Genomic DNA, 19,912 nt, shown 5'->3' on the forward strand with positions numbered 1-19,912 from the left:
GTTTTTTTGTTTCGTCAGTTTTGTCGGGTGGCGGCTCCGCCTTACCCGACCTGCACGGTCCCGTAGGCCGGGTAAGCGTAAGCGCCACCCGGCAAAGCGGCTTAAGGTTTCGCCACAAACCCAATCGCGTCGTACACCGCTTTCAGGGTTTCGGAGGCGCGCGCGCTGGCTTTTTCCGCGCCCTCTTTCATCACTTTTTGCAGGAAGGCTTCGTCGTTACGGTAACGGTGATAGCGCTCCTGCAACTCGGTCAGCATGCCGGAAACGGCGTCTGCCACTTCGCCTTTCAGGTGGCCGTACATCTTGCCTTCAAAGTGTTTTTCCAGCTCAGGGATGCTCTGTCCGGTCACACCGGAGAGAATGTCCAGCAGGTTAGACACGCCCGCTTTGTTCTGCACGTCGTAGCGCACCACTGGCGGCTCGTCGGAGTCGGTCACCGCACGCTTGAGCTTTTTCACCACCGATTTCGGATCTTCCAGCAGGCCGATAACGTTGTTGCGGTTATCGTCAGACTTGGACATCTTTTTGGTCGGCTCCAGCAGCGACATCACGCGCGCGCCGGATTTCGGAATAAACGGCTCAGGCACTTTGAACACGTCACCGTAAAGCGCATTGAAGCGCTGGGCAATATCGCGGCTCAGCTCCAGGTGCTGCTTCTGGTCTTCACCCACCGGCACCTGGTTGGTCTGGTACAGCAGAATGTCGGCCGCCATCAGCACCGGATAGTCAAACAGACCGGCGTTGATGTTTTCAGAGTAGCGGGCAGACTTATCCTTGAACTGGGTCATGCGGCTCAGCTCGCCGAAATAGGTGTAGCAGTTCAGCGCCCAGCCCAGCTGCGCGTGCTCTGGCACGTGAGACTGAACGAAAATGGTGCTCTTCTCTGGATCGATACCGCAGGCCAGATACAGCGCCAGGGTGTCCAGCGTGGCTTTGCGCAGCTTCTCGGGATCCTGACGCGCGGTGATAGCATGCAAATCCACGATGCAGTAAATGCAGTGGTAGTCATCCTGCATGCTCACCCACTGACGTAACGCACCCATGTAGTTACCAATGGTCAGTTCACCTGAAGGCTGTGCGCCACTAAAAACGATGGGCTTAGTCATTATTCAATTCCTGATGTTCACTGTGCGAGAGCCCGAGTGCGGGCAACAAATCTTTGAAGTGGTCGAACACAACGTCCGGCTCACTCAGCGTAATGGCTTCACCGTAGTTGTAGCCGTAGGTCAACCCAACCGACGGGCAGCCTGCCGCTCTGGCAGCCAGAATATCATTGCGGGAATCCCCGACAAAGAGCAGCTCCGCAGGCGCTAAGGATAATTTTCCTGCCACCAGCAATAGCGGTTCCGGATGCGGCTTTTTATTCTGCACGTCATCGCCGCCCACAATTACGGAGAAGTATTTCGCGATATCCAGCGCTTCCAGCAGAGGCGCAACGAACGGTGTCGGCTTGTTAGTCACCAGTCCCAGCGGGATGCCTTTGGCATGTAGCGCGCTCAGCGTTTCAGCGACATCCGGGAACAGGAAGCTGCCCTCTTCGACGGTCTCTTCATAGAAACGGTCGAACAGTTTGCGCAGAATACGCTGCTGCTCATCCTGGGGAATATCCGCGTGGTCAACACTCGGTTTACCTTGCGCGGAACGCTGAGAGGCACGCTCCTGACGAGCCCAGGTCAGCGCGCGCTCCATCAGCACGTCTGCACCGTTACCAATCCACGTCACGACGCGCTCTTCGCCTGCAACAGGGAGTTCAAGGGCATACAGCGCCTGATCGACGGCGCGGGTTAATCCTGGCGCGCTGTCGACCAGCGTGCCGTCGAGGTCAAATGCTACACCCCGAATAGCCTGCAATTTATCCATGACTTACCTTCGCCAGTTCACGGCGCATTTCATCAATGACTTTTTTGTAATCCGGTTGATCGAAGATGGCGGAGCCTGCGACGAACATATCCGCCCCTGCCGCCGCAATCTCACCAATGTTATTGACCTTCACGCCGCCGTCCACTTCCAGACGAATATCATAGCCAGACTCATCGATACGGCGGCGCACTTCACGCAGTTTGTCGAGGGTCTGAGGGATAAATGACTGACCACCAAAGCCCGGGTTAACGGACATCAGCAGGATCACGTCCAGCTTGTCCATCACGTAGTCGAGATAGCTCAGCGGGGTCGCCGGGTTAAAGACCAGTCCCGCCTTACAGCCGTTCTCTTTGATCAGCTGTAGCGTGCGGTCAACGTGTTCGGAGGCTTCCGGGTGGAAAGTGATGATACTGGCACCCGCCGCAGCGAAATCAGGCACGATGCGGTCAACCGGTTTCACCATCAGATGCACGTCAATGGGCGCGGTGATCCCGTAGTTACGCAGCGCTTTAAGCACCATCGGACCGATGGTCAGGTTGGGAACGTAGTGGTTATCCATAACGTCGAAATGGACGACATCCGCGCCAGCCGCGAGAGCTTTGGCAGTGTCTTCACCCAGGCGGGCAAAATCGGCCGACAGAATTGAGGGGGCAATCAAAAACTGTTTCATCCGCATCTCCTTGAAATGTGTTTACCGGCGGGCAAAGGCTCAGGGTCGATAAAGCGCCAGAAGTTCGTCCACCTTTTTACGTGTGCCGCCGTTGCTGCTAATGCTACGCCGCACTTTTACCTGAAAATGCTTCGCAGCTTTGTACCATTCGCGCGTATCAGGCGTGTCGTGATTCGAAATTAACACCGGAATTCTTTTGCTGACCAGCTTTTCCGCCATCTCAGCCAGACGAGCCTGCTCGGCCGGGCTGAAGCTATTGGTGTGGTAGGCGGTGAAATTTGCCGTGGCAGACAGCGGCGCGTAAGGCGGGTCGCAGTAGACCACCGAGTTTACGCCCGCCAGATCCATGCACTCTTCATAGGAGAGACAGTAGAACTCGGCATTCTGCGCTTTTTCAGCAAAGTGATACAGTTCGTCCTGTGGGAAGTAGGGACGCTTATAGCGGCCAAACGGCACGTTAAACTCGCCACGCAGATTATACCGGCACAGGCCGTTGTAGCCATGGCGATTGAGATAAAGAAACAACAGCGCGCGACGGAACGGATCCTGGCTTTGATTAAACTCAGCGCGGAACTGATAGTAGACGTCCGGGTTGTTGTTCTCTGGCGTAAACAGCTTCCGCGCCTCTTCCACATACTCATCGGTACGCAGTTTGACGATGTTATAGAGGCTGATAAGGTCGCTGTTGATATCCGCCAGGATATAACGAGAAAAATCGGTATTCAGGAACACCGATCCAGCACCCACGAAGGGCTCGATAAGACACTCGCCTTTCGGCAGGTGCTTTTTAATATCGTCGAGCAGGGGGTATTTCCCCCCTGCCCATTTCAGAAAAGCGCGATTTTTTTTCATGCTGACTAACTGATTACACCTTCTCCGGCTGTGGAGAAAGCTCCGACAGCATCCTGCGCTTTAAACATTACTTCAGATCGGCCTGCACCTGATGAATCGGCTTCGCCCACGGGTTTTTCGCCTGCACGTCGGCTGGCAGCGTGGAAACGGCACGTTTTGCTTCATCTTTGGAAGCATAAATACCACTCACCAGCACATACCACGGTTGACCGTTACGGGTCGTCTGATAAACCACGTAGTTTTTCAGATTCGATTTCTTCGCCCAGGCGTTGAGGTTGTCATAGTTAGACGAACTGCTCAGCTGAAGGGTGTAGTTGCTGGAAGAGGCCGACTGCAAAGAACCCACGTTGCCCGTCGTTTTACCTGATGCAGCGCCCGTTTTGGCTGCGGGAGCCGCAGGTGTTGTTGCAGAAGGTGTTGTTGCAGCAGGCGCGGTTGTGGTCGCCGTTGCTTTCGGTGCAGTGGTTGCCGCAGGCGTTGGCGCTTTAACCGGCTGGGTCACTGCAGGTTTGGTCTGCGCTGGCGCTTTCGTTTCTGGCGCTTTTGCCACGGTTTGCGGTTTCGTCTCACGCTTCGGCTCAATCACAGCCTGCTTACGCTCCTGGCGTGGCGCAGTCTGCGTCTGGCGCGGTTTGGTTTCCGTTGTCGCCGTTTGCTGCTGGGCATTGCTGCCATGAACTGGCGCAACGGTGGCTGGTTCAGTTGGCAGCGTGGAGTTCACCACGGCAGCGTTAACCTGCTCCTGATTCTGCGGCTGCATCAGCGCATTGTTCAGATCGCCCTGAACTTCAACACGCTGCTGACCTTCAGGCGTCGCAGGCGCCTGGCCCTGAGTCGGGGTCGCAGAGACAGGCGGCAGAGAGATATCCTGGCCAGCGCTGGTGTTACCTGCGGTCTGCTCTGCGGAAGTGGTGCCCGGCGCAGGCTGAGCGCCATTCGCCTGGTTGCTCGCATCGTTACCAGACAGGTCGATGCTCTTCTCGGCAGACGCCGTCTGCTCGGTAGAATTGGTAGAAGGTGCTTTTAGCGCGGACCCAATGCCGACAATCAGCAAGACCAGCACCAGAACGCCAAGGCCCATCATGATGTACTGACGGGAGGCCGGTTTTGCCGCTACCGCTTTTTTACGTTTGCGCGGACGACGTTCAACAGGCTGTTCATCCATTAACTCTTCTTCGGATTCATACTCCTCGTCTTCTCGCTCATTTCGCGCGTTACGGCTACGCGAAGGGCGACGATCGTCTGCATCCAGTTCGACATCGTCAAAATTGATCTGCGGCTCGTTATCACGTTCTGAAGATTGACGAGAACGACCAGTACGACGATCGCTGGGATCGGGTTTCAGCTCGTCTTCTGGTTTGAATTCATCCATTTAACACCCCACTCAAAGGCTTCTGCCAACGACTCTGCATTTACCTGAAGCTAAAACGACCACCTGTTACAGCGGTCTGACCTTTCTAGTTGTTACGCCTGCTGACAATCAGCAATAGCGCCAAGTACGACTTCGTGCGGCACTCCGCCGCGCACTTCACTTTTCCCTATTGCAAGCGGGAGTACCAGACGCATCTCACCTGCCAATACTTTTTTATCGCGCATCATGTGGGGAAGGTACGCCTGCGCAGACATTTCCTGCGGACCACTCACCGGCAAGCCAGCACGTTTAAGCAACGCGATGATACGTGCTGTCTCTTCCGGCCTGAACTGCCCCAGACGTTCAGAGACCCGCGCCGCCATAACCATTCCGGCAGCGACAGCTTCACCGTGAAGCCAGTTACCGTAGCCCATTTCGGCTTCGATCGCATGACCAAACGTATGCCCCAGATTCAGTAAAGCACGTAAGCCGGTTTCACGCTCATCTGCGGCAACGACTTCTGCTTTCAGCTCACAACAACGGCGAATACAGTAGGCCATTGCCTGCCCGTCGAGGCGCAGCAGCGCATCCATATTCTCTTCCAGCCAGGTGAAGAACTCCCCGTCAAGAATAATGCCGTATTTGATCACTTCTGCAAGGCCGGACGCCAGTTCGCGCGCTGGCAAGGTTTTCAGACAGTCGAGATCCACCACCACCGAGGCAGGCTGGTAGAACGCGCCAATCATGTTTTTGCCGAGCGGATGGTTAACCGCCGTTTTACCGCCCACAGAAGAATCGACCTGTGAGAGCAACGTGGTTGGAATTTGAATAAAGCGCACGCCGCGCTGATAGCTGGCGGCTGCAAAACCGGTCAGATCGCCCACAACGCCGCCGCCCAGGGCAAGCAGTGTTGTATCACGACCGTGCGGTTTTTGCAGAAGTGCGGTAAAGACGGTATCCAGTACCGTCAGGCTTTTGTACTGCTCGCCATCGGGCAGAATCACACTGTCGACCTTCACGCCCGCCTGCTCAAGCAGGTGACGTACACGGTCGAGATAAAGCGGAGCCAGCGTCTCGTTGGTGACCAGCATCGCCTGATCACCCGCTTTCAGTGGTAAGAAGGAAGCTGGGTCGTTAAACAAACCAGCCGCGATGGTGATAGGGTAACTACGTTCCCCGAGAGTAACTGTAATCCTCTCCATGACGCGACATCCACCTTAAATGCTTTTACCCGCAGGCGAGTGTATATAAAGCCAGAATCAGTTGCTTTCCAGCATATGAATAATCTGGTTTGCAACCACTTTAGCGCTTTGATCGTCAGTACGAATGGTCACATCAGCAATCTCTTCGTACAGAGGATTGCGTTCATCGGCCAAAGCTTCCAGAACTTCACGTGGCGGTGTTTCAACCTGCAACAACGGGCGCTTTTTATCACGCTGCGTGCGTGCCAGCTGTTTTTCGATGGTCGTCTCAAGATAGACCACTACGCCACGGGCGGAGAGACGGTTGCGGGTTTCGCGAGATTTTACAGAGCCGCCGCCAGTTGCCAGCACAATGCCCTGTTTTTCCGTGAGTTCGTTGATCACTTTTTCTTCTCGGTCACGGAAACCTTCTTCGCCTTCTACGTCGAAGACCCAGCCCACATCCGCTCCGGTTCGTTTCTCAATCTCTTGATCAGAATCGTAAAATTCCATATTGAGTTGTTGAGCTAACTGACGCCCAATAGTGCTTTTGCCGGCACCCATAGGCCCAACCAGAAAGATATTGCGTTTCTCTGCCATTTTTTCGGTACTACTAAGACTATTCGTTAATGGTAATCCCCGCTGCGCAGACACCCGGCGTAGCAGGACATGAACTGAAACCTCATTTGCAATAGAGCGAGAGTCAGACGAAAAATTATCTCAATACTCCGGCTTGTTTGGCAACTGATTAAATCACCGTTCCCGGCGCATAAGGAAATAAGACGTAAGTCCAACTCAAATCGGTACTCCTTGTATGCTAATTCATGCCCCACGTCAAACATCTGCAACAAACTGAATGCAAAATCATTGCGGGGATCGTTACCCATTACTGAATACTGACCAGACGTGGCGTGATAAACACCACTAACTCGCGCCGTTCGTTATCTTTTCCATCATGGCGGAACAGCTGACCCAGCCACGGAATGTTGCCCAGCACGGGCACGCTGTCGCGTCCGGTTTTATTCTTTTGCGAAAAGATCCCGCCCAGCGCGAGCGTTTCCCCACTTTTTACCTCAACCTGCGTTTCGATCTCCTGCTTATCGATCGCCAGCGTTTCGCCGTCTGCCTGTTGCAGCACCTGGCCAGGCATATTTTCACTGATATGCAATTTCAGGCGCACGCGGCCGCCCGGCAGGACCACCGGCGTGACCTCCATGCCTAATACCGCCTCTTTAAATTCAACAGATGTCGCCCCGCTCTCGCCGCTGGAAACCTGATACGGAATTTCGCTGCCCTGCTTGATGCTGGCCGGCTGCATGTGCGATGCCAGCAGCCGCGGGCTGGCGATGATATCCACCTGCTGCTTTTGCTCAAGCGCCGACAACTCAAGATCCAGCATCCTGCCGTTGATGCGCCCGATGTTAAACCCTGCGTGGGTGGTTGCACTGGCCACCGACAGGTCCGCCCCCAGCGTCGTGACCTGACCCACCTTACCGGCCTCCGTTGCGTCAGCGAGGTTCCATTTCACCCCCAGTTCACGCAGGCTTTTTTCACTGATGGTCACAATCTGCGCCGCCAGTTCCACCTGCTCGACGGGCAGATCCATCTGCACAGCCCAGCGCTGGAGCATATCCACCACCGTCTGGTTATCCCTGACCAGGAAACGGTTGGTGCGCTTGTCGACGGAGAGACTGCCTTTCGGGCTTAAGAGCTTTTCTGCCGCTTTTTGCAATTCGGCTGCATCCGCATAAGCAAACGGAATGCTGTGAGAGTGCAGCGGGGCGTCAAGCAGACGCTGGGCCCGCTCCTGCTCTTTACGCGTCTGTTGCTCCCGTTGCCAGGCCGCCGTATGCACATAAAAAATGCCGCCCTCTTCCCGCAATACCAGCCCGGTGCTGTTCACTACTGTCTGAAGCGCCTGTCTCCAGGGCACCCGCTTTAAATTCAGCGAAAGCGAACCGCTGACATCCGGCGACACCACCAGATTGCGATCCTCCTGCGCTACCAACGCCTGTAATATCTGCACCACCGGGACATCATCCACCAGCAGGGTGACCGGTTTTGGCGTCGCGGCCCACAGAGGCTGGCTGATTGCCGCCAGTAACAGCCCTATCCTTATCTTCACTTTTTTTCGTTCCTTCTCGTTGCCATGTCCATCGCTTCGGCTCGCACATGTCGCCGACATCAACGGTCAGTTGTTGTTTATCTATCGCGCTCACCCGCCAGCCTGTCGGTAACCGCATCTGCGTTTTTACCCGGTGCCAGCGTTTCTGCCCGTCCTGTATAAGGCCGATATCCCTGCTGCCGCTGACTACCCCCTGATACCGCCACTGGCTGAGCTGCCCGGCTGCGCAACGCTCTTCCGGTACAGAGAAGGGATCCCGCATCCCGGTCAGGAAAAGTGGAGAAAGCAGGATCAGCAAACGGGCTTTACTGCGCATGACCGATCTCCAGTTGCAGGCTGAGGCGTAACTGTTTGCCTTGTGGGGTGATGGAAAACGCCCTCACCCGCGCGTTCTCAAGCGCCAGCCGGGAAAAGAGCGCCGGGACCGCGCCCCAGGAGGCATCCAGCGCCAGCTCTCCCCCACTCTGCTGCGGCTTCCAGTACACCAGCCTTGCGTCCTCACGTTGAAAAGCCAGGGGAGAAAAGGGCCGCGAGAGCGTCACTTGCGTAACCACTACTCGCCGTCCGGCCTCTGGCCACAGCGAGGCGTTGATTCGCTTCGCACTGATGGCCTGCGCCTGAATATCGGTGTAGCGCAGAGCTGCGGGCCTGAGCAGCAGTCCCCAAATTGCCCACGCAACAAGCCCCGACGCGATCAACCAGCAAAGGACGCGCCGGGAAGGACGTGCATCAGTCCAGCGTTGATACCAGATACCCACCGGCTACCTCCGGCTATGCAGTTGAAAAGAGAACATCCATCGCCCCTGGCTATCCTGTTGCAGTTCGCCTGCCGGTCCGGGGTTAAATCCCGTCACCCTTTTCAGGGCATCGGTCATGGCGGAGAGCGCTGGCAGTGAGGTGGTATAGCCGGTCAGGGTCAGCGAGGGTGGCTGATAACGCAGCGCCGTCAGCCACGCCTGCCGGGGCATTGCGCTGGCAAGGGACTCCAGCGCAGGTTGCCATGCCGGATCAGACGGCGGCGAGGGGGTTTTCTGCCCCGCTGACTGCGGCTGACGGGCTCTCAATACTTTCTGCACCGCACGTGTCCCCGCCAGTTCGCTCTGCAACGCCTGTAACGCGAGAGACTGCGTCGCCCGCAGGCTTACGCCTCCCGCCAGCATCACCAGCAATGAGGCGGCAAAGAGCAGCCCCCAGAAACGCAGGCGCTGATTACGTTGCTGTCGACGCCAGGGTAAAAGATTGGGCATGCTCATTACGGCGCCTCGCTCATGGCCAGCGCCAGGGCGACGGTGTAATCAGCACCGCATTCCGGCAACGGCGGCTGGCACAGCGTCACCGCTTCCCAGGGATCGCGCGCAGCATCAAACACGGCGATATCAGAAGGAGAAAGCGCAAGCAGCGCCGCCAGTTCATTCACCGTCGCCGCTTCTGTGGTGTAGCGCCGCCCCCACTGGTGACGCATCGCCCATAGCCACTGGTGTTGATCTCTCCAGGCGACGCACCGGGCGGGGGCAACAGCAGAGAGAAGATTAGCCAGCGCGCCGGCATCCGGGGCAATTGCTGCCAGACGCAAACGCAGCGCGTTCGCCAGCGTCAACAGGGTATCGACCTCTCTGTTTTGCGCTGCGGTAACCTGAAAAGTGTTGCTGAACGTATCCTGCGCGTAGTCAAAGCAGAGCGTATCGGCGGGCATCTCCAGCTCACGCGCTAATGCGGCGCCTACCCAGGTGAGCTGTTCGCTGTCACGCAAGGTAACGGATGGACGGGGCAACGCGCGTTGCAGAACGCGCGTCGCCGGAAATGAGAGAAATACTCGATGCGAGTGCGGCAATGTTTTCCGCCAGCCACGTAATGCGTTAACCAGCTGTTCTGGCTTAAGTATTTTGCCTTCCCCGATAACGCCGTCCGACAGCGGTACCGCCCACCAGCGCCGTAAACGCCAACCGGCCCGCTCTCTGGTCAGCGCTACCGCAACCACCTTATCCTGTTGAATATGAACGCCTGTTTGCCACGTTTTAAAAGCCATGCTTCACGATCTCCTTATCGCCCGTCGGAGTGACGGCTATATCAATGAATCAGGCTTGCCTTTATACTACCGCGCGATTGTTTAGAAACTGCCCAGGCTAAACCAAATGGGAAATCTCCGGTGAAGTTCGTAAAGTATTTATTGATCCTTGCAGTCTGTTGCATTCTGCTGGGAGCAGGCTCGATTATTGGTTTGTACAAATATGTCGAGCCGCAACTCCCTGATGTCGCCACGCTTCGTGATGTGCGGCTTCAGATCCCTATGCAGGTCTATAGCGCCGATGGTGAACTGATGGCGCAATACGGCGAGAAACGTCGTATCCCTCTGACCTTAAATCAAATTCCACCCGTGATGGTGAAGGCTTTTATCGCCACCGAGGACAGCCGTTTTTACGAGCACCACGGTGTCGATCCGGTCGGTATTTTCCGTGCGGCAAGCGTGGCGCTGTTCTCCGGTCATGCCTCTCAGGGGGCAAGTACCATTACCCAGCAGCTGGCGCGTAACTTCTTCCTCAGCCCGGAAAAGACGCTGATGCGTAAGATCAAAGAGGTGTTCCTCGCGATCCGCATTGAGCAACTGCTGAGCAAAGACGAGATCCTTGAGCTTTACCTCAACAAGATCTATCTGGGCTACCGCGCCTATGGCGTAGGGGCTGCGGCTCAGGTCTATTTTGGTAAGCCGATCGATCAGCTCACGCTGAGCGAAATGGCGACCATTGCCGGCCTGCCAAAAGCGCCATCCACGTTTAACCCGCTCTACTCGCTGGACCGCGCCACCGCGCGCCGTAACGTGGTGCTGTCGCGTATGTTGAGCGAAGGCTATATCAGCCAGTCTGAGTACGATAAGGCGCGCAGCGACGTTATTGACGCCAATTACCATGCGCCGGAAATCGCCTTCTCTGCACCGTATCTTACTGAAATGGTTCGCCAGGAGATGGTGAGTCGCTACGGTGATAAAGCGTATGAAGATGGTTATCGCGTCTATACCACCGTGACCCGCAAGGTGCAGCAGGCTGCCCAGCGGGCGGTGCGTAATAACGTGATGGATTACGATATGCGTCACGGCTATCGCGGCCCGTCCAACGTGCTGTGGAAAGTGGGTGAAGGCGCATGGGACAGTAAAAAAATCACTGATTCCCTGAAAGCGCTGCCGACCTATGGCCCGCTGCGTCCGGCGGTAGTCACCCAGGCCGATCCACAGGAAGCAGTGGCGATGATGGCCGATGGCACATCCGTTTCGCTGCGCATGGAAGGTATCCGCTGGGCGCGTCCGTACCGTTCTGACACCCTTCAGGGACCTACGCCACGTAAAGTGACCGATGTCGTACAAACCGGACAACAAATCTGGGTGCGCCAGGTAGGCGATGCCTGGTGGCTGGCGCAGGTGCCGGACGTAAACTCTGCGCTGGTCTCCATCAATCCGCAGAACGGTGCCGTGATGGCGCTGGTTGGCGGGTTCGATTTCAACCAGAGCAAATTTAACCGCGCGACCCAGGCGCTGCGTCAGGTTGGTTCGAACATCAAACCGTTCCTGTATACCGCGGCGATGGATAAGGGGCTGACTCTCGCCAGCATTCTCAACGACGTGCCAATTTCCCGCTGGGATGCCGGTGCGGGCTCTGACTGGCAGCCGAAGAACTCTCCGGCGCAATACGCTGGCCCTATCCGTCTGCGTCAGGGCCTTGGCCAGTCGAAGAACGTGGTCATGGTTCGCGCGATGCGTGCGATGGGCGTTGATTACGCGGCAGAGTATCTGCAACGCTTCGGCTTCCCGGCGCAAAACATCGTTCATACTGAATCTCTGGCGCTCGGCTCCGCGTCCTTTACGCCGCTCCAGGTCGCGCGAGGCTACTCGGTGATGGCGAACGGCGGCTTCCTGGTCGATCCGTATTTCATCAGCAAAATAGAGAACGATCAGGGCGGCGTACTGTTTGAAGCGAAACCGAAAATTGCCTGCCCTGAATGCGATATTCCGGTGATTTACGGCGACACGCCAAAATCCAATGTCCTGGAAAACAAGGATATGGAAGATGTGGCGATCTCTCAGGAACGTCAGAATCTGGCGGTGCCGCAGCCCCAGCTGGAACAGGCCAATCAGGCGCTGGTCGCCCAGAGTGGCGCGCAGGAGTATGCCCCGCACGTGATCAGCACGCCGCTGTCGTTCCTGATTAAGAGCGCACTGAACACCAACATCTTTGGTGAACCGGGCTGGCAAGGCACCGGCTGGCGAGCGGGCCGCGATTTGCAGCGCCACGACATCGGCGGCAAAACCGGGACAACCAACAGTTCAAAAGATGCCTGGTTCTCAGGTTATGGCCCGGGGGTTGTCACCTCCGTCTGGATTGGTTTTGACGATCACCGCCGCGATCTGGGGCGCACGACCGCCTCTGGCGCGATTAAAGATCAGATTTCCGGTTACGAAGGCGGCGCGAAGAGTGCGCAACCTGCCTGGGATGCATACATGAAGGCCGTTCTCGAGGGCGTACCAGAGCAGCCGCTAACGCCTCCACCGGGCGTGGTGACGGTGAATATCGACCGCAGTACCGGACAGCTCGCGAATGGCGGTAACAGCCGTGCCGAGTATTTCATCGAGGGCACTCAGCCAACCACGCAGGCAGTGCATGAGGTGGGTACGGAATTGATTGATAACGGCGAAACGCACGAGCTGTTCTGACGCCAATAAAAAAGCCGGGTGGCGACTACGCCTGACCCGGCCTACAACGTCAATGCAAAACGGCAACCTTCGGTTGCCGTTTTTAATGGTGGCGCTACAAACGCCCCTGTCCCTTCAGCCACTCCCGCACCAGGAACAGTGCGCTCACGTTGCGCGCCTCGTTAAAGTCAGGATCTTCCAGCAAATCCATCAGATGAGCCAGCGGCCAGCGAACCTGCGGTAGCGGTTCCGGCTCGTCTCCTTCCAGCGATTCAGGATAGAGATCTTCCGCGACAACGATGTTCATTTTGCTGGAGAAATAGGACGGCGCCATGCTCAGCTTTTTCAGGAACGTCAGCTCTTTCGCGCCAAAACCGACCTCTTCTTTCAGCTCCCGGTTTGCCGCTTCAAACACCGTTTCGCCCGGATCGATCAGTCCTTTGGAGAAACCCAGCTCGTAGGATTCTGTGCCCACGGCGTATTCACGAATGAGGATCAGGTGCTCGTCGACGATGGGCACAATCATCACCGCTTCACGCGAGGAGGGGCGCATACGCTCATAAACACGACGCACACCGTTGCTGAACTCCAGATCCACGCTTTCGACATTAAACAGACGCGATTTCGCGACGGTTTCAACATTCAGAATGGTGGGCTTTTGTAAGGGTTTGGTCATCTTGACGGGTCTTTGCTGGGTGAACTGGCTTTATTGTGCGATACGCCGCACGGTTTCGGCAATGTCAATTGCTCTTTATTTACATTTATGCAACGTAACTGTAGGTGATTCTCATTTCAAAACAAATGTCAAGAGGTTGAAATGTTTCCAGGAATTTGCTGATATCGCGCCGGAACAGGCTTTGTTATCATTACCGGTCACTGGGATGCGCGTCAACATGCTCAAGTTAGACTCCATACTTGCCGATAGCCGACCACAGAATCTCATTCATTGTACAAAAGGTGCGACTGACAACACCTGTAAGAAGATAAGTAAGATGGGGAAAGCATGAGCACCATTTTGATTTTTCTCGCTGCTGTGCTGGCCTGCGCGTCGATTGCGGTGTGGGTATTCAGGCGCCGCGTACATCGCCGTTATCGGCTGCCCTTTTTGAACGCGTTTGCCGGGGCAAACACGCGCAAGCTTTCGCCAGAGGAACGCAGCACCGTTGAGCAGTATCTCGACACGCTGAACCGATCCCGGCTTTCGCCTGGCCCTACCGGTGCCAGCGCCGCCCCCGTATCGCTCAACCTGAACGCCCAAAGTGACACCGTTCTGTGCGTAACGCGCTCCATTACCCGCTACGGTATTACAACCGACGATCCCAACAAGTGGCGTTACTATCTCGACTCTGTTGAAGTGCACCTGCCTCCCTTCTGGGAGCAGTATATTAACGACGAAAACAGCGTCGAGCTCATCCATACCGATACGCTGCCGCTGGTTATCTCCCTCAATGGTCATACTCTGAGCGAATATGTTCAGGAAGCGCCACGCTTTGCGCTGGAACGCGCAAGCGGAACGCAGGCCTCTATTCGCGGTGAAGAGACAGAGCAGATTGAACTACTGAACATCCGCCAGGAGACGCATGAAGAGTACGTCCTGAGCCGCCCGGATGGCATTCGCGAAGCGGTGTTGATTGTCGCCTCGTTCCTGCTCTTTTTCATCTGCCTGCTGACGCCGGACGTGTTTGTTCCGTGGCTCGCGGGTGGCGCAGTACTGCTTCTGGCCGCCGGGCTGTGGGGTATATTTGCTCCGCCGGCAAAAACGTCATTACGCGAAATTCACTGCCTGCGCGGAACCCCAAAACGCTGGGGACTGTTCGGTGAGAACGATCAGGAACATATCAACAATATCTCGCTCGGGATCATCGATCTTATCTATCCGCGCCACTGGCAGCCGTGGATTGCGCAGGACCTTGGCCACAAAACGGATATTGATATCTATCTCGACCGCCACGTTGTACGCCAGGGGCGCTACTTATCCCTGCACGACGAAGTGAAAAACTTCCCGCTTCAGCACTGGCTCCGCAGCGCGGTGATTGCCGGTGGCGCCGCGTTAATCTTCGTCATGCTGCTGCTCTTCGTGCCGCTGGATATGCCGATTAAATTTACCCTGTCGTGGATCAAAGGGGCGCAAACTGTGGAAGCCACCAGCGTACAGCAGCTCGAAGAAGCGGGTGTACGCGTGGGGGATACGTTGCGCCTCAAAGGCACCGGGATGTGTAATATCCACACGCCGGGCGCCTGGAACACGCGCCAGAACTCGCCGTTCGCGCCGTTCGACTGCTCTCAGATCATCTGGAATGACGCCTCTCCGCTGCCGCTGCCGGAATCGGATGTGGTCAATAAGGCCACTGCGCTCACCCAGACGATTAATCGCCAGCTCCATCCCAAACCGGATGACGATTCTCGCGTCAGCCCTGCCCTGCGTTCGGCTATTCAGAAGTCGGGCATGGTACTGCTGGATGACTTTGGCGAAATCGTCCTGAAAACAGAGGATCTCTGTTCCGCCCAGGATGACTGTATCCGGCTCAAGAACGCGCTGGTCAACCTCGGCAACAGCAAAGACTGGGACGCGCTGGTGAAACGCGCCGAAGCGGGACGCCTGGACGGTGTGAACGTGCTTCTGCGTCCGGTCAGCGCCGAGTCGCTGGATAACCTGGTGGCGACCTCTACCGCCCCCTTCGTGATGCGTGAAACCACCCGTGCCGCCCAGGCGCTTAACAGCCCGGCGCCCGGCGGTTTTGTGATTGCCAGCGATGAAGGCAGCGACCTGGTGGATCAACCCTATCCGCAGGTTTCGCTGTATGACTATCCTGCCCAGGAGCAGTGGAGCGAATTCCAGCGTCTGGCGCAGATGCTGATGCAGACGCCATTCAGCGCGGAAGGGATCGTCACCACCCTCTTTACCGACGCCAACGGCACGCGTCATATTGGCCTGCACCGTATGCCGGATAGCGCTGGCCTGTGGCGCTATATAGGGACATCCCTGCTGCTGATTGCAATGCTGGCGTGCATTGTCTGGAACGGTTATCAGGCCGTACGCCGCTATCAGCGTTCCCGCACGCGGCTGGCAGAAATCCAGGCCTACTACGAAAATTGCCTTAACCCGAAACTGATCTCCTCTTCCGAGAGCCTGATCGGATAACGTCCCTGCGCGACAAGTTGTGCTACCCTGTCGCGCACGTTTCTTCTGGCTGGAGTTCCCCCTTATGCATCTTAATATCGACTGGCAGGCGGTCGATACCGTCCTGCTTGATATGGACGGCACGCTGCTTGATCTCGCCTTTGATAACTATTTCTGGCAAAAGCTGGTCCCGGAAACATACGGTGAACAGCAGGGGATCTCCCCGGCGGAAGCGCAGGAATTCATTCGTTCGCAATATAGCGCGGTGCAGCATACGCTAAACTGGTACTGTCTTGACTACTGGAGCGAGCGACTCGGTTTGGATATTTGTGCCATGACCACCGCCCAGGGCGCACGCGCTGTACTGCGCGACGATACGGTCCCGTTCCTGGATGCGCTGAAAGCCTGCGGTAAGCGCCGCATTTTGCTGACGAATGCGCATCCCCATAACCTGGCCGTGAAGCTGGAACATACCGGTCTTGCTTCACACCTTGATTTATTGCTTTCCACCCACACATTTGGTTATCCGAAAGAGGATCAGCGGTTGTGGCATGCCGTGGTGGAAGAGACCGGTTTACAGCCGGAACGCACGCTGTTTATTGACGACAGCGAGCCGATTCTGGATTCTGCGGCCGCTTTTGGCATTCGCTATTGTCTGGGCGTGACTAATCCGGATTCCGGCCTGGCTGAAAAAAGCTATCTGCGACATCCGGGGCTGAACGACTATCGCCGGATGATCCCCTCACTCACCGTGAAGGAGACGCCATGAAAGAAAAACCCGCTGATGGGGTAAGACTGGATAAATGGCTGTGGGCCGCCCGTTTTTACAAAACGCGCGCCCTTGCCCGTGAAATGGTTGATGGCGGAAAGGTGCATTACAACGGTCAGCGCAGCAAACCGAGCAAGCTGGTTGAACTGAATGCCACGCTAACGCTTCGCCAGGGCAACGATGAGAAAACGGTGGTGGTGAAAGCCATTACCGAGCAGCGGCGGCCCGCAACCGAAGCCGTTTTGCTGTATGAAGAGACGGCCGAAAGCATAGAGAAGCGCGAGAAAACCGCGCTGGCGCGCAAGATGAATGCGCTGACCATGCCTCACCCGGACCGGCGACCGGATAAAAAAGAGCGCCGCGATCTGATGAAATTTAAACACGGTGAGAGCGAGTAACCCTCACCTGCACGAGAGATGAAAATGGCCCAACACGACCAATTACACCGCTATCTGTTTGAACAATTCGCCGTGCGCGGCGAGCTGGTCACCGTATCCGAAACCTGGAAACAGATTCTGGAAAACCACAACTACCCGCTGCCGGTGAAAACCCTGTTGGGCGAACTGCTGGTTGCCACCAGCCTGCTGACCGCCACGCTGAAGTTCGCTGGCGATATTACCGTTCAGTTGCAGGGTGATGGCCCGATGTCGCTGGCGGTGATCAACGGCAATAACCAGCAGCAGATGCGCGGCGTGGCGCGCGTTCAGGGCGATATCCCTGAAAATGCGGATCTGAAAACGCTGGTCGGAAATGGCTACCTGGTTATCACGATCTCGCCTGAAGAGGGTGAGCGCTATCAGGGCGTTGTCGGTCTGGAAGGCGACACGCTTGCCGCCTGCCTGGAAGATTACTTCATGCGTTCCGAACAGCTGCCAACCCGCCTGTTCATCCGCACCGGTGAAGTGGATGGTCAGCCTGCTGCCGGTGGTATGCTGCTTCAGGTTCTGCCTGCGCAGGATGCGCAGACCAATGATTTCGAGCATCTGGCAACGTTGACGGAAACCATCAAAGCGGAAGAGCTGTTCACCCTGTCGGCGACCGACGTGCTGTGGCGTCTGTACCACGAAGAAGAAGTGACGGTTTACGATCCGCAGGATGTGGAATTTAAGTGCACCTGCTCTCGCGAGCGTTGTGCTGGCGCCCTGAAAACGCTGCCGGATGAAGAGATCGACAGCATCATGGCGGAAGACGGTGAGATCGATATGCACTGTGATTACTGCGGTACGCACTACGTGTTCAATTCCATGGATATCGCGGAGATCCGCAATAACGCCTCTCCGGCGGACCCGCAGGTTCACTAAACCTCTTTCCCCTCACCCTAACCCTCTCCCCAACGGGGAGAGGGAACTTGAACACCCTCACCCCTTTGGGTGAGGGGTAAAAAACGCCACCCAAGCTGAATCGTTTTCCCAATGTAACCCTTACGTAATTTTCTTACATGTATGCGATTACATTCACATTCTTCTGGATAAATTCACCAGAGATTAACCTTTTAAGAACATTTTCCCCATCCAAAAAGCGATTCCTGCGATAATCTGCCCGCCCTGTGACTGGAGTCGCAGCGTTTTCCGTTAGTAAGGGTTTTGACCAGATACGTAAATCTATGAGCCCCGTCGCGGTTAACATCCCCAGAAAAACCCTACAATTTCAGGCAGTACATATTGGCTAAGGAGCAGTGATATGCGTGTTAATGGTTTAACCCCGCAAGATCTCAAGGCTTATGGTATTCACGACGTCCAGGAAGTGGTCTACAACCCCGATTACGATACGCTGTATCAGGAAGAGCTCAATCCGGCACTGGAAGGATACGAGCGCGGTGTGTTGACGAACCTGGGTGCTATCGCCGTCGATACGGGTATTTTTACCGGTCGTTCGCCTAAAGATAAGTATATCGTCCGAGACGACACCACCCGCGATACGCTGTGGTGGGCTGATAAGGGCAAAGGGAAGAACGATAACAAACCGCTCTCCCCGGAAACCTGGCAGCATCTGAAAGGACTTGTCACCCATCAGCTTTCCGGCAAGCGTCTGTTTATTATTGATGCGTTCTGCGGCGCTAACGCCGACACCCGTCTCTCCGTACGGTTCATTACTGAAGTGGCCTGGCAGGCGCATTTCGTGAAGAACATGTTCATTCGTCCGACCGATGAAGAACTGCAAGACTTCACCCCTGACTTTATCGTGATGAACGGCGCGAAATGCACCAACCCGCAGTGGAAAGAGCAGGGTCTGAACTCCGAAAACTTCATCGCCTTCAACCTGACCGAGCGTATCCAGTTGATCGGCGGTACCTGGTACGGCGGCGAAATGAAGAAAGGGATGTTCTCAGTCATGAACTACCTGCTGCCGCTGCGCGGTATCGCCTCCATGCACTGCTCGGCGAACGTCGGGGAAAAAGGCGATGTAGCAGTGTTCTTCGGCCTTTCCGGCACCGGTAAAACAACGCTGTCCACCGATCCAAAACGTCGTCTGATTGGCGACGATGAACACGGCTGGGATGATGACGGCGTGTTTAACTTTGAAGGCGGCTGCTACGCGAAGACCATTCGCCTGTCGGAAGAGGCAGAGCCGGATATCTACCACGCGATTCGCCGCGATGCGCTGCTGGAAAACGTCACCGTGCGTGCCGATGGTTCTATCGACTTCGACGATGCCTCGAAAACGGAAAACACCCGCGTCTCTTACCCGATCTACCACATCGAGAACATCGTCAAGCCGGTATCGAAGGCGGGTCATGCCACGAAGGTGATTTTCCTGACCGCGGATGCGTTCGGCGTGCTGCCACCGGTTTCCCGCCTGACCGCCAGCCAGACGCAGTACCATTTCCTCTCCGGCTTTACCGCTAAACTGGCGGGTACCGAGCGCGGTGTGACCGAGCCAACCCCAACCTTCTCCGCCTGCTTCGGCGCGGCGTTCCTGTCGCTGCACCCAACGCAGTACGCGGAAGTGCTGGTGAAACGCATGCAGGCATCCGGCGCCCAGGCGTACCTGGTGAACACCGGCTGGAACGGTACGGGCAAACGTATCTCCATCAAAGATACACGCGCCATCATCGACGCGATTCTGGATGGTTCGCTGGATAACGCTGAGACCTTTACGCTGCCGATGTTCGATCTGGCGATCCCAACAGCGCTGCCGGGCGTGGATACGCGTATCCTGGATCCGCGTAACACCTACGGTTCACCGGAACAGTGGCGTGAGAAGGCTGAATCGCTGGCGAAACTGTTTATCGAAAACTTCGAGAAGTATACCGACACCCCGGCGGGTGCTGCGCTGGTGAGTGCGGGACCAAGGTAAAAGCAAAA

19 protein-coding genes are annotated in these 19,912 nt (G+C 56.3%); 6 read left to right on the top strand and 13 right to left on the bottom strand.

Annotated elements, in window-relative coordinates; translation table 11 throughout:
* Positions 1-101: 101 nt before the first annotated feature.
* From trpS to pilM, 12 genes are all read right to left on the bottom strand, one after another.
* Positions 102-1,106: a tryptophan--tRNA ligase gene (gene trpS, locus IM290_RS02070; RefSeq protein WP_015571430.1), complete on the bottom strand. Its 1,005-nt coding sequence runs from the start codon at positions 1,104-1,106 to the stop codon at positions 102-104.
* Entirely contained in the window at positions 1,099-1,860 is a 762-nt protein-coding gene (gene gph, locus IM290_RS02075) for a phosphoglycolate phosphatase (RefSeq protein ID WP_017384158.1), read from the bottom strand. Before gph ends, trpS begins: the two co-directional genes overlap by 8 nt.
* Positions 1,853-2,530 (bottom strand): ribulose-phosphate 3-epimerase, encoded by a 678-nt coding sequence (gene rpe / locus IM290_RS02080; RefSeq protein ID WP_003861634.1) that lies wholly within the window; start codon positions 2,528-2,530, stop codon positions 1,853-1,855. The genes gph and rpe overlap by 8 nt, the downstream gene beginning before the upstream one ends.
* Before the next feature lie 39 nt (positions 2,531-2,569).
* On the bottom strand, positions 2,570-3,382 hold the full coding sequence (gene dam / locus IM290_RS02085; RefSeq protein ID WP_015571432.1) for an adenine-specific DNA-methyltransferase: 813 nt from the start codon (positions 3,380-3,382) through the stop codon (positions 2,570-2,572).
* Between the two features lie 67 nt (positions 3,383-3,449).
* The gene (gene damX, locus IM290_RS02090; RefSeq protein ID WP_193041605.1) at positions 3,450-4,754 is read right to left on the bottom strand and encodes a cell division protein DamX; all 1,305 of its coding nucleotides are present in this window, start codon (positions 4,752-4,754) and stop codon (positions 3,450-3,452) included.
* A gap of 92 nt (positions 4,755-4,846) precedes the next feature.
* Entirely contained in the window at positions 4,847-5,935 is a 1,089-nt protein-coding gene (aroB, locus tag IM290_RS02095; RefSeq protein ID WP_193041604.1) for a 3-dehydroquinate synthase, read from the bottom strand.
* A 57-nt stretch (positions 5,936-5,992) separates the two neighbouring features.
* Positions 5,993-6,514 (bottom strand): shikimate kinase AroK, encoded by a 522-nt coding sequence (gene aroK, locus IM290_RS02100; RefSeq protein WP_003861630.1) that lies wholly within the window; start codon positions 6,512-6,514, stop codon positions 5,993-5,995.
* Positions 6,515-6,800: 286 nt separating this feature from the next.
* Positions 6,801-8,039 carry a DNA uptake porin HofQ gene (gene hofQ / locus IM290_RS02105; RefSeq protein ID WP_193041603.1) on the bottom strand — a complete coding sequence of 413 codons (1,239 nt, stop codon included), beginning with the start codon at positions 8,037-8,039 and terminating at the stop codon, positions 6,801-6,803.
* On the bottom strand, positions 7,951-8,355 hold the full coding sequence (locus tag IM290_RS02110) for a HofP DNA utilization family protein (RefSeq protein WP_193041602.1): 405 nt from the start codon (positions 8,353-8,355) through the stop codon (positions 7,951-7,953). Before IM290_RS02110 ends, hofQ begins: the two co-directional genes overlap by 89 nt.
* Positions 8,345-8,524 (bottom strand): DNA utilization protein HofO, encoded by a 180-nt coding sequence (locus IM290_RS21565; protein ID WP_226875969.1) that lies wholly within the window; start codon positions 8,522-8,524, stop codon positions 8,345-8,347. Before IM290_RS21565 ends, IM290_RS02110 begins: the two co-directional genes overlap by 11 nt.
* A 276-nt stretch (positions 8,525-8,800) precedes the next feature.
* A complete protein-coding gene (locus tag IM290_RS02120) occupies positions 8,801-9,292 on the bottom strand; it encodes a PilN domain-containing protein (RefSeq protein WP_193041600.1) in 492 nt (163 codons plus the stop codon).
* Complete coding sequence (pilM, locus tag IM290_RS02125) at positions 9,292-10,065, bottom strand: pilus assembly protein PilM (RefSeq protein WP_017384153.1); 774 nt, start codon at positions 10,063-10,065, stop codon at positions 9,292-9,294. Before pilM ends, IM290_RS02120 begins: the two co-directional genes overlap by 1 nt.
* A gap of 120 nt (positions 10,066-10,185) precedes the next feature.
* On the opposite strand from pilM, the gene mrcA reads away from it, so the two are divergent.
* Entirely contained in the window at positions 10,186-12,738 is a 2,553-nt protein-coding gene (gene mrcA / locus IM290_RS02130) for a peptidoglycan glycosyltransferase/peptidoglycan DD-transpeptidase MrcA (RefSeq protein WP_193041599.1), read from the top strand.
* A 94-nt stretch (positions 12,739-12,832) separates the two neighbouring features.
* Here the strand turns inward: mrcA and nudE are convergent, their stop codons facing one another.
* Positions 12,833-13,393, bottom strand: coding sequence for an ADP compounds hydrolase NudE (gene nudE / locus IM290_RS02135; RefSeq protein WP_003861622.1), 561 nt, complete (start codon positions 13,391-13,393; stop codon positions 12,833-12,835).
* A gap of 327 nt (positions 13,394-13,720) precedes the next feature.
* On the opposite strand from nudE, the gene IM290_RS02140 reads away from it, so the two are divergent.
* The 5 genes from IM290_RS02140 to pckA all read left to right on the top strand — a co-directional run bounded on the left by IM290_RS02140 (position 13,721) and on the right by pckA (position 19,904).
* On the top strand, positions 13,721-15,859 hold the full coding sequence (locus IM290_RS02140) for an intracellular growth attenuator family protein (protein WP_017384151.1): 2,139 nt from the start codon (positions 13,721-13,723) through the stop codon (positions 15,857-15,859).
* Between the two features lie 64 nt (positions 15,860-15,923).
* Positions 15,924-16,607 carry a GMP/IMP nucleotidase gene (gene yrfG / locus IM290_RS02145; protein ID WP_000550486.1) on the top strand — a complete coding sequence of 228 codons (684 nt, stop codon included), beginning with the start codon at positions 15,924-15,926 and terminating at the stop codon, positions 16,605-16,607.
* Positions 16,604-17,005: a ribosome-associated heat shock protein Hsp15 gene (hslR, locus tag IM290_RS02150; RefSeq protein ID WP_017693863.1), complete on the top strand. Its 402-nt coding sequence runs from the start codon at positions 16,604-16,606 to the stop codon at positions 17,003-17,005. The genes yrfG and hslR overlap by 4 nt, the downstream gene beginning before the upstream one ends.
* A gap of 24 nt (positions 17,006-17,029) precedes the next feature.
* Entirely contained in the window at positions 17,030-17,908 is an 879-nt protein-coding gene (gene hslO, locus IM290_RS02155; protein WP_023304550.1) for an Hsp33 family molecular chaperone HslO, read from the top strand.
* A 379-nt stretch (positions 17,909-18,287) separates the two neighbouring features.
* Complete coding sequence (gene pckA, locus IM290_RS02160) at positions 18,288-19,904, top strand: phosphoenolpyruvate carboxykinase (ATP) (protein ID WP_015571439.1); 1,617 nt, start codon at positions 18,288-18,290, stop codon at positions 19,902-19,904.
* Positions 19,905-19,912 lie beyond the last annotated feature (8 nt).

Source organism: Enterobacter cloacae complex sp. S1 (assembly GCF_014930525.1).
Taxonomy (GTDB): Bacteria; Pseudomonadota; Gammaproteobacteria; order Enterobacterales; family Enterobacteriaceae; genus Enterobacter; species Enterobacter hormaechei_C.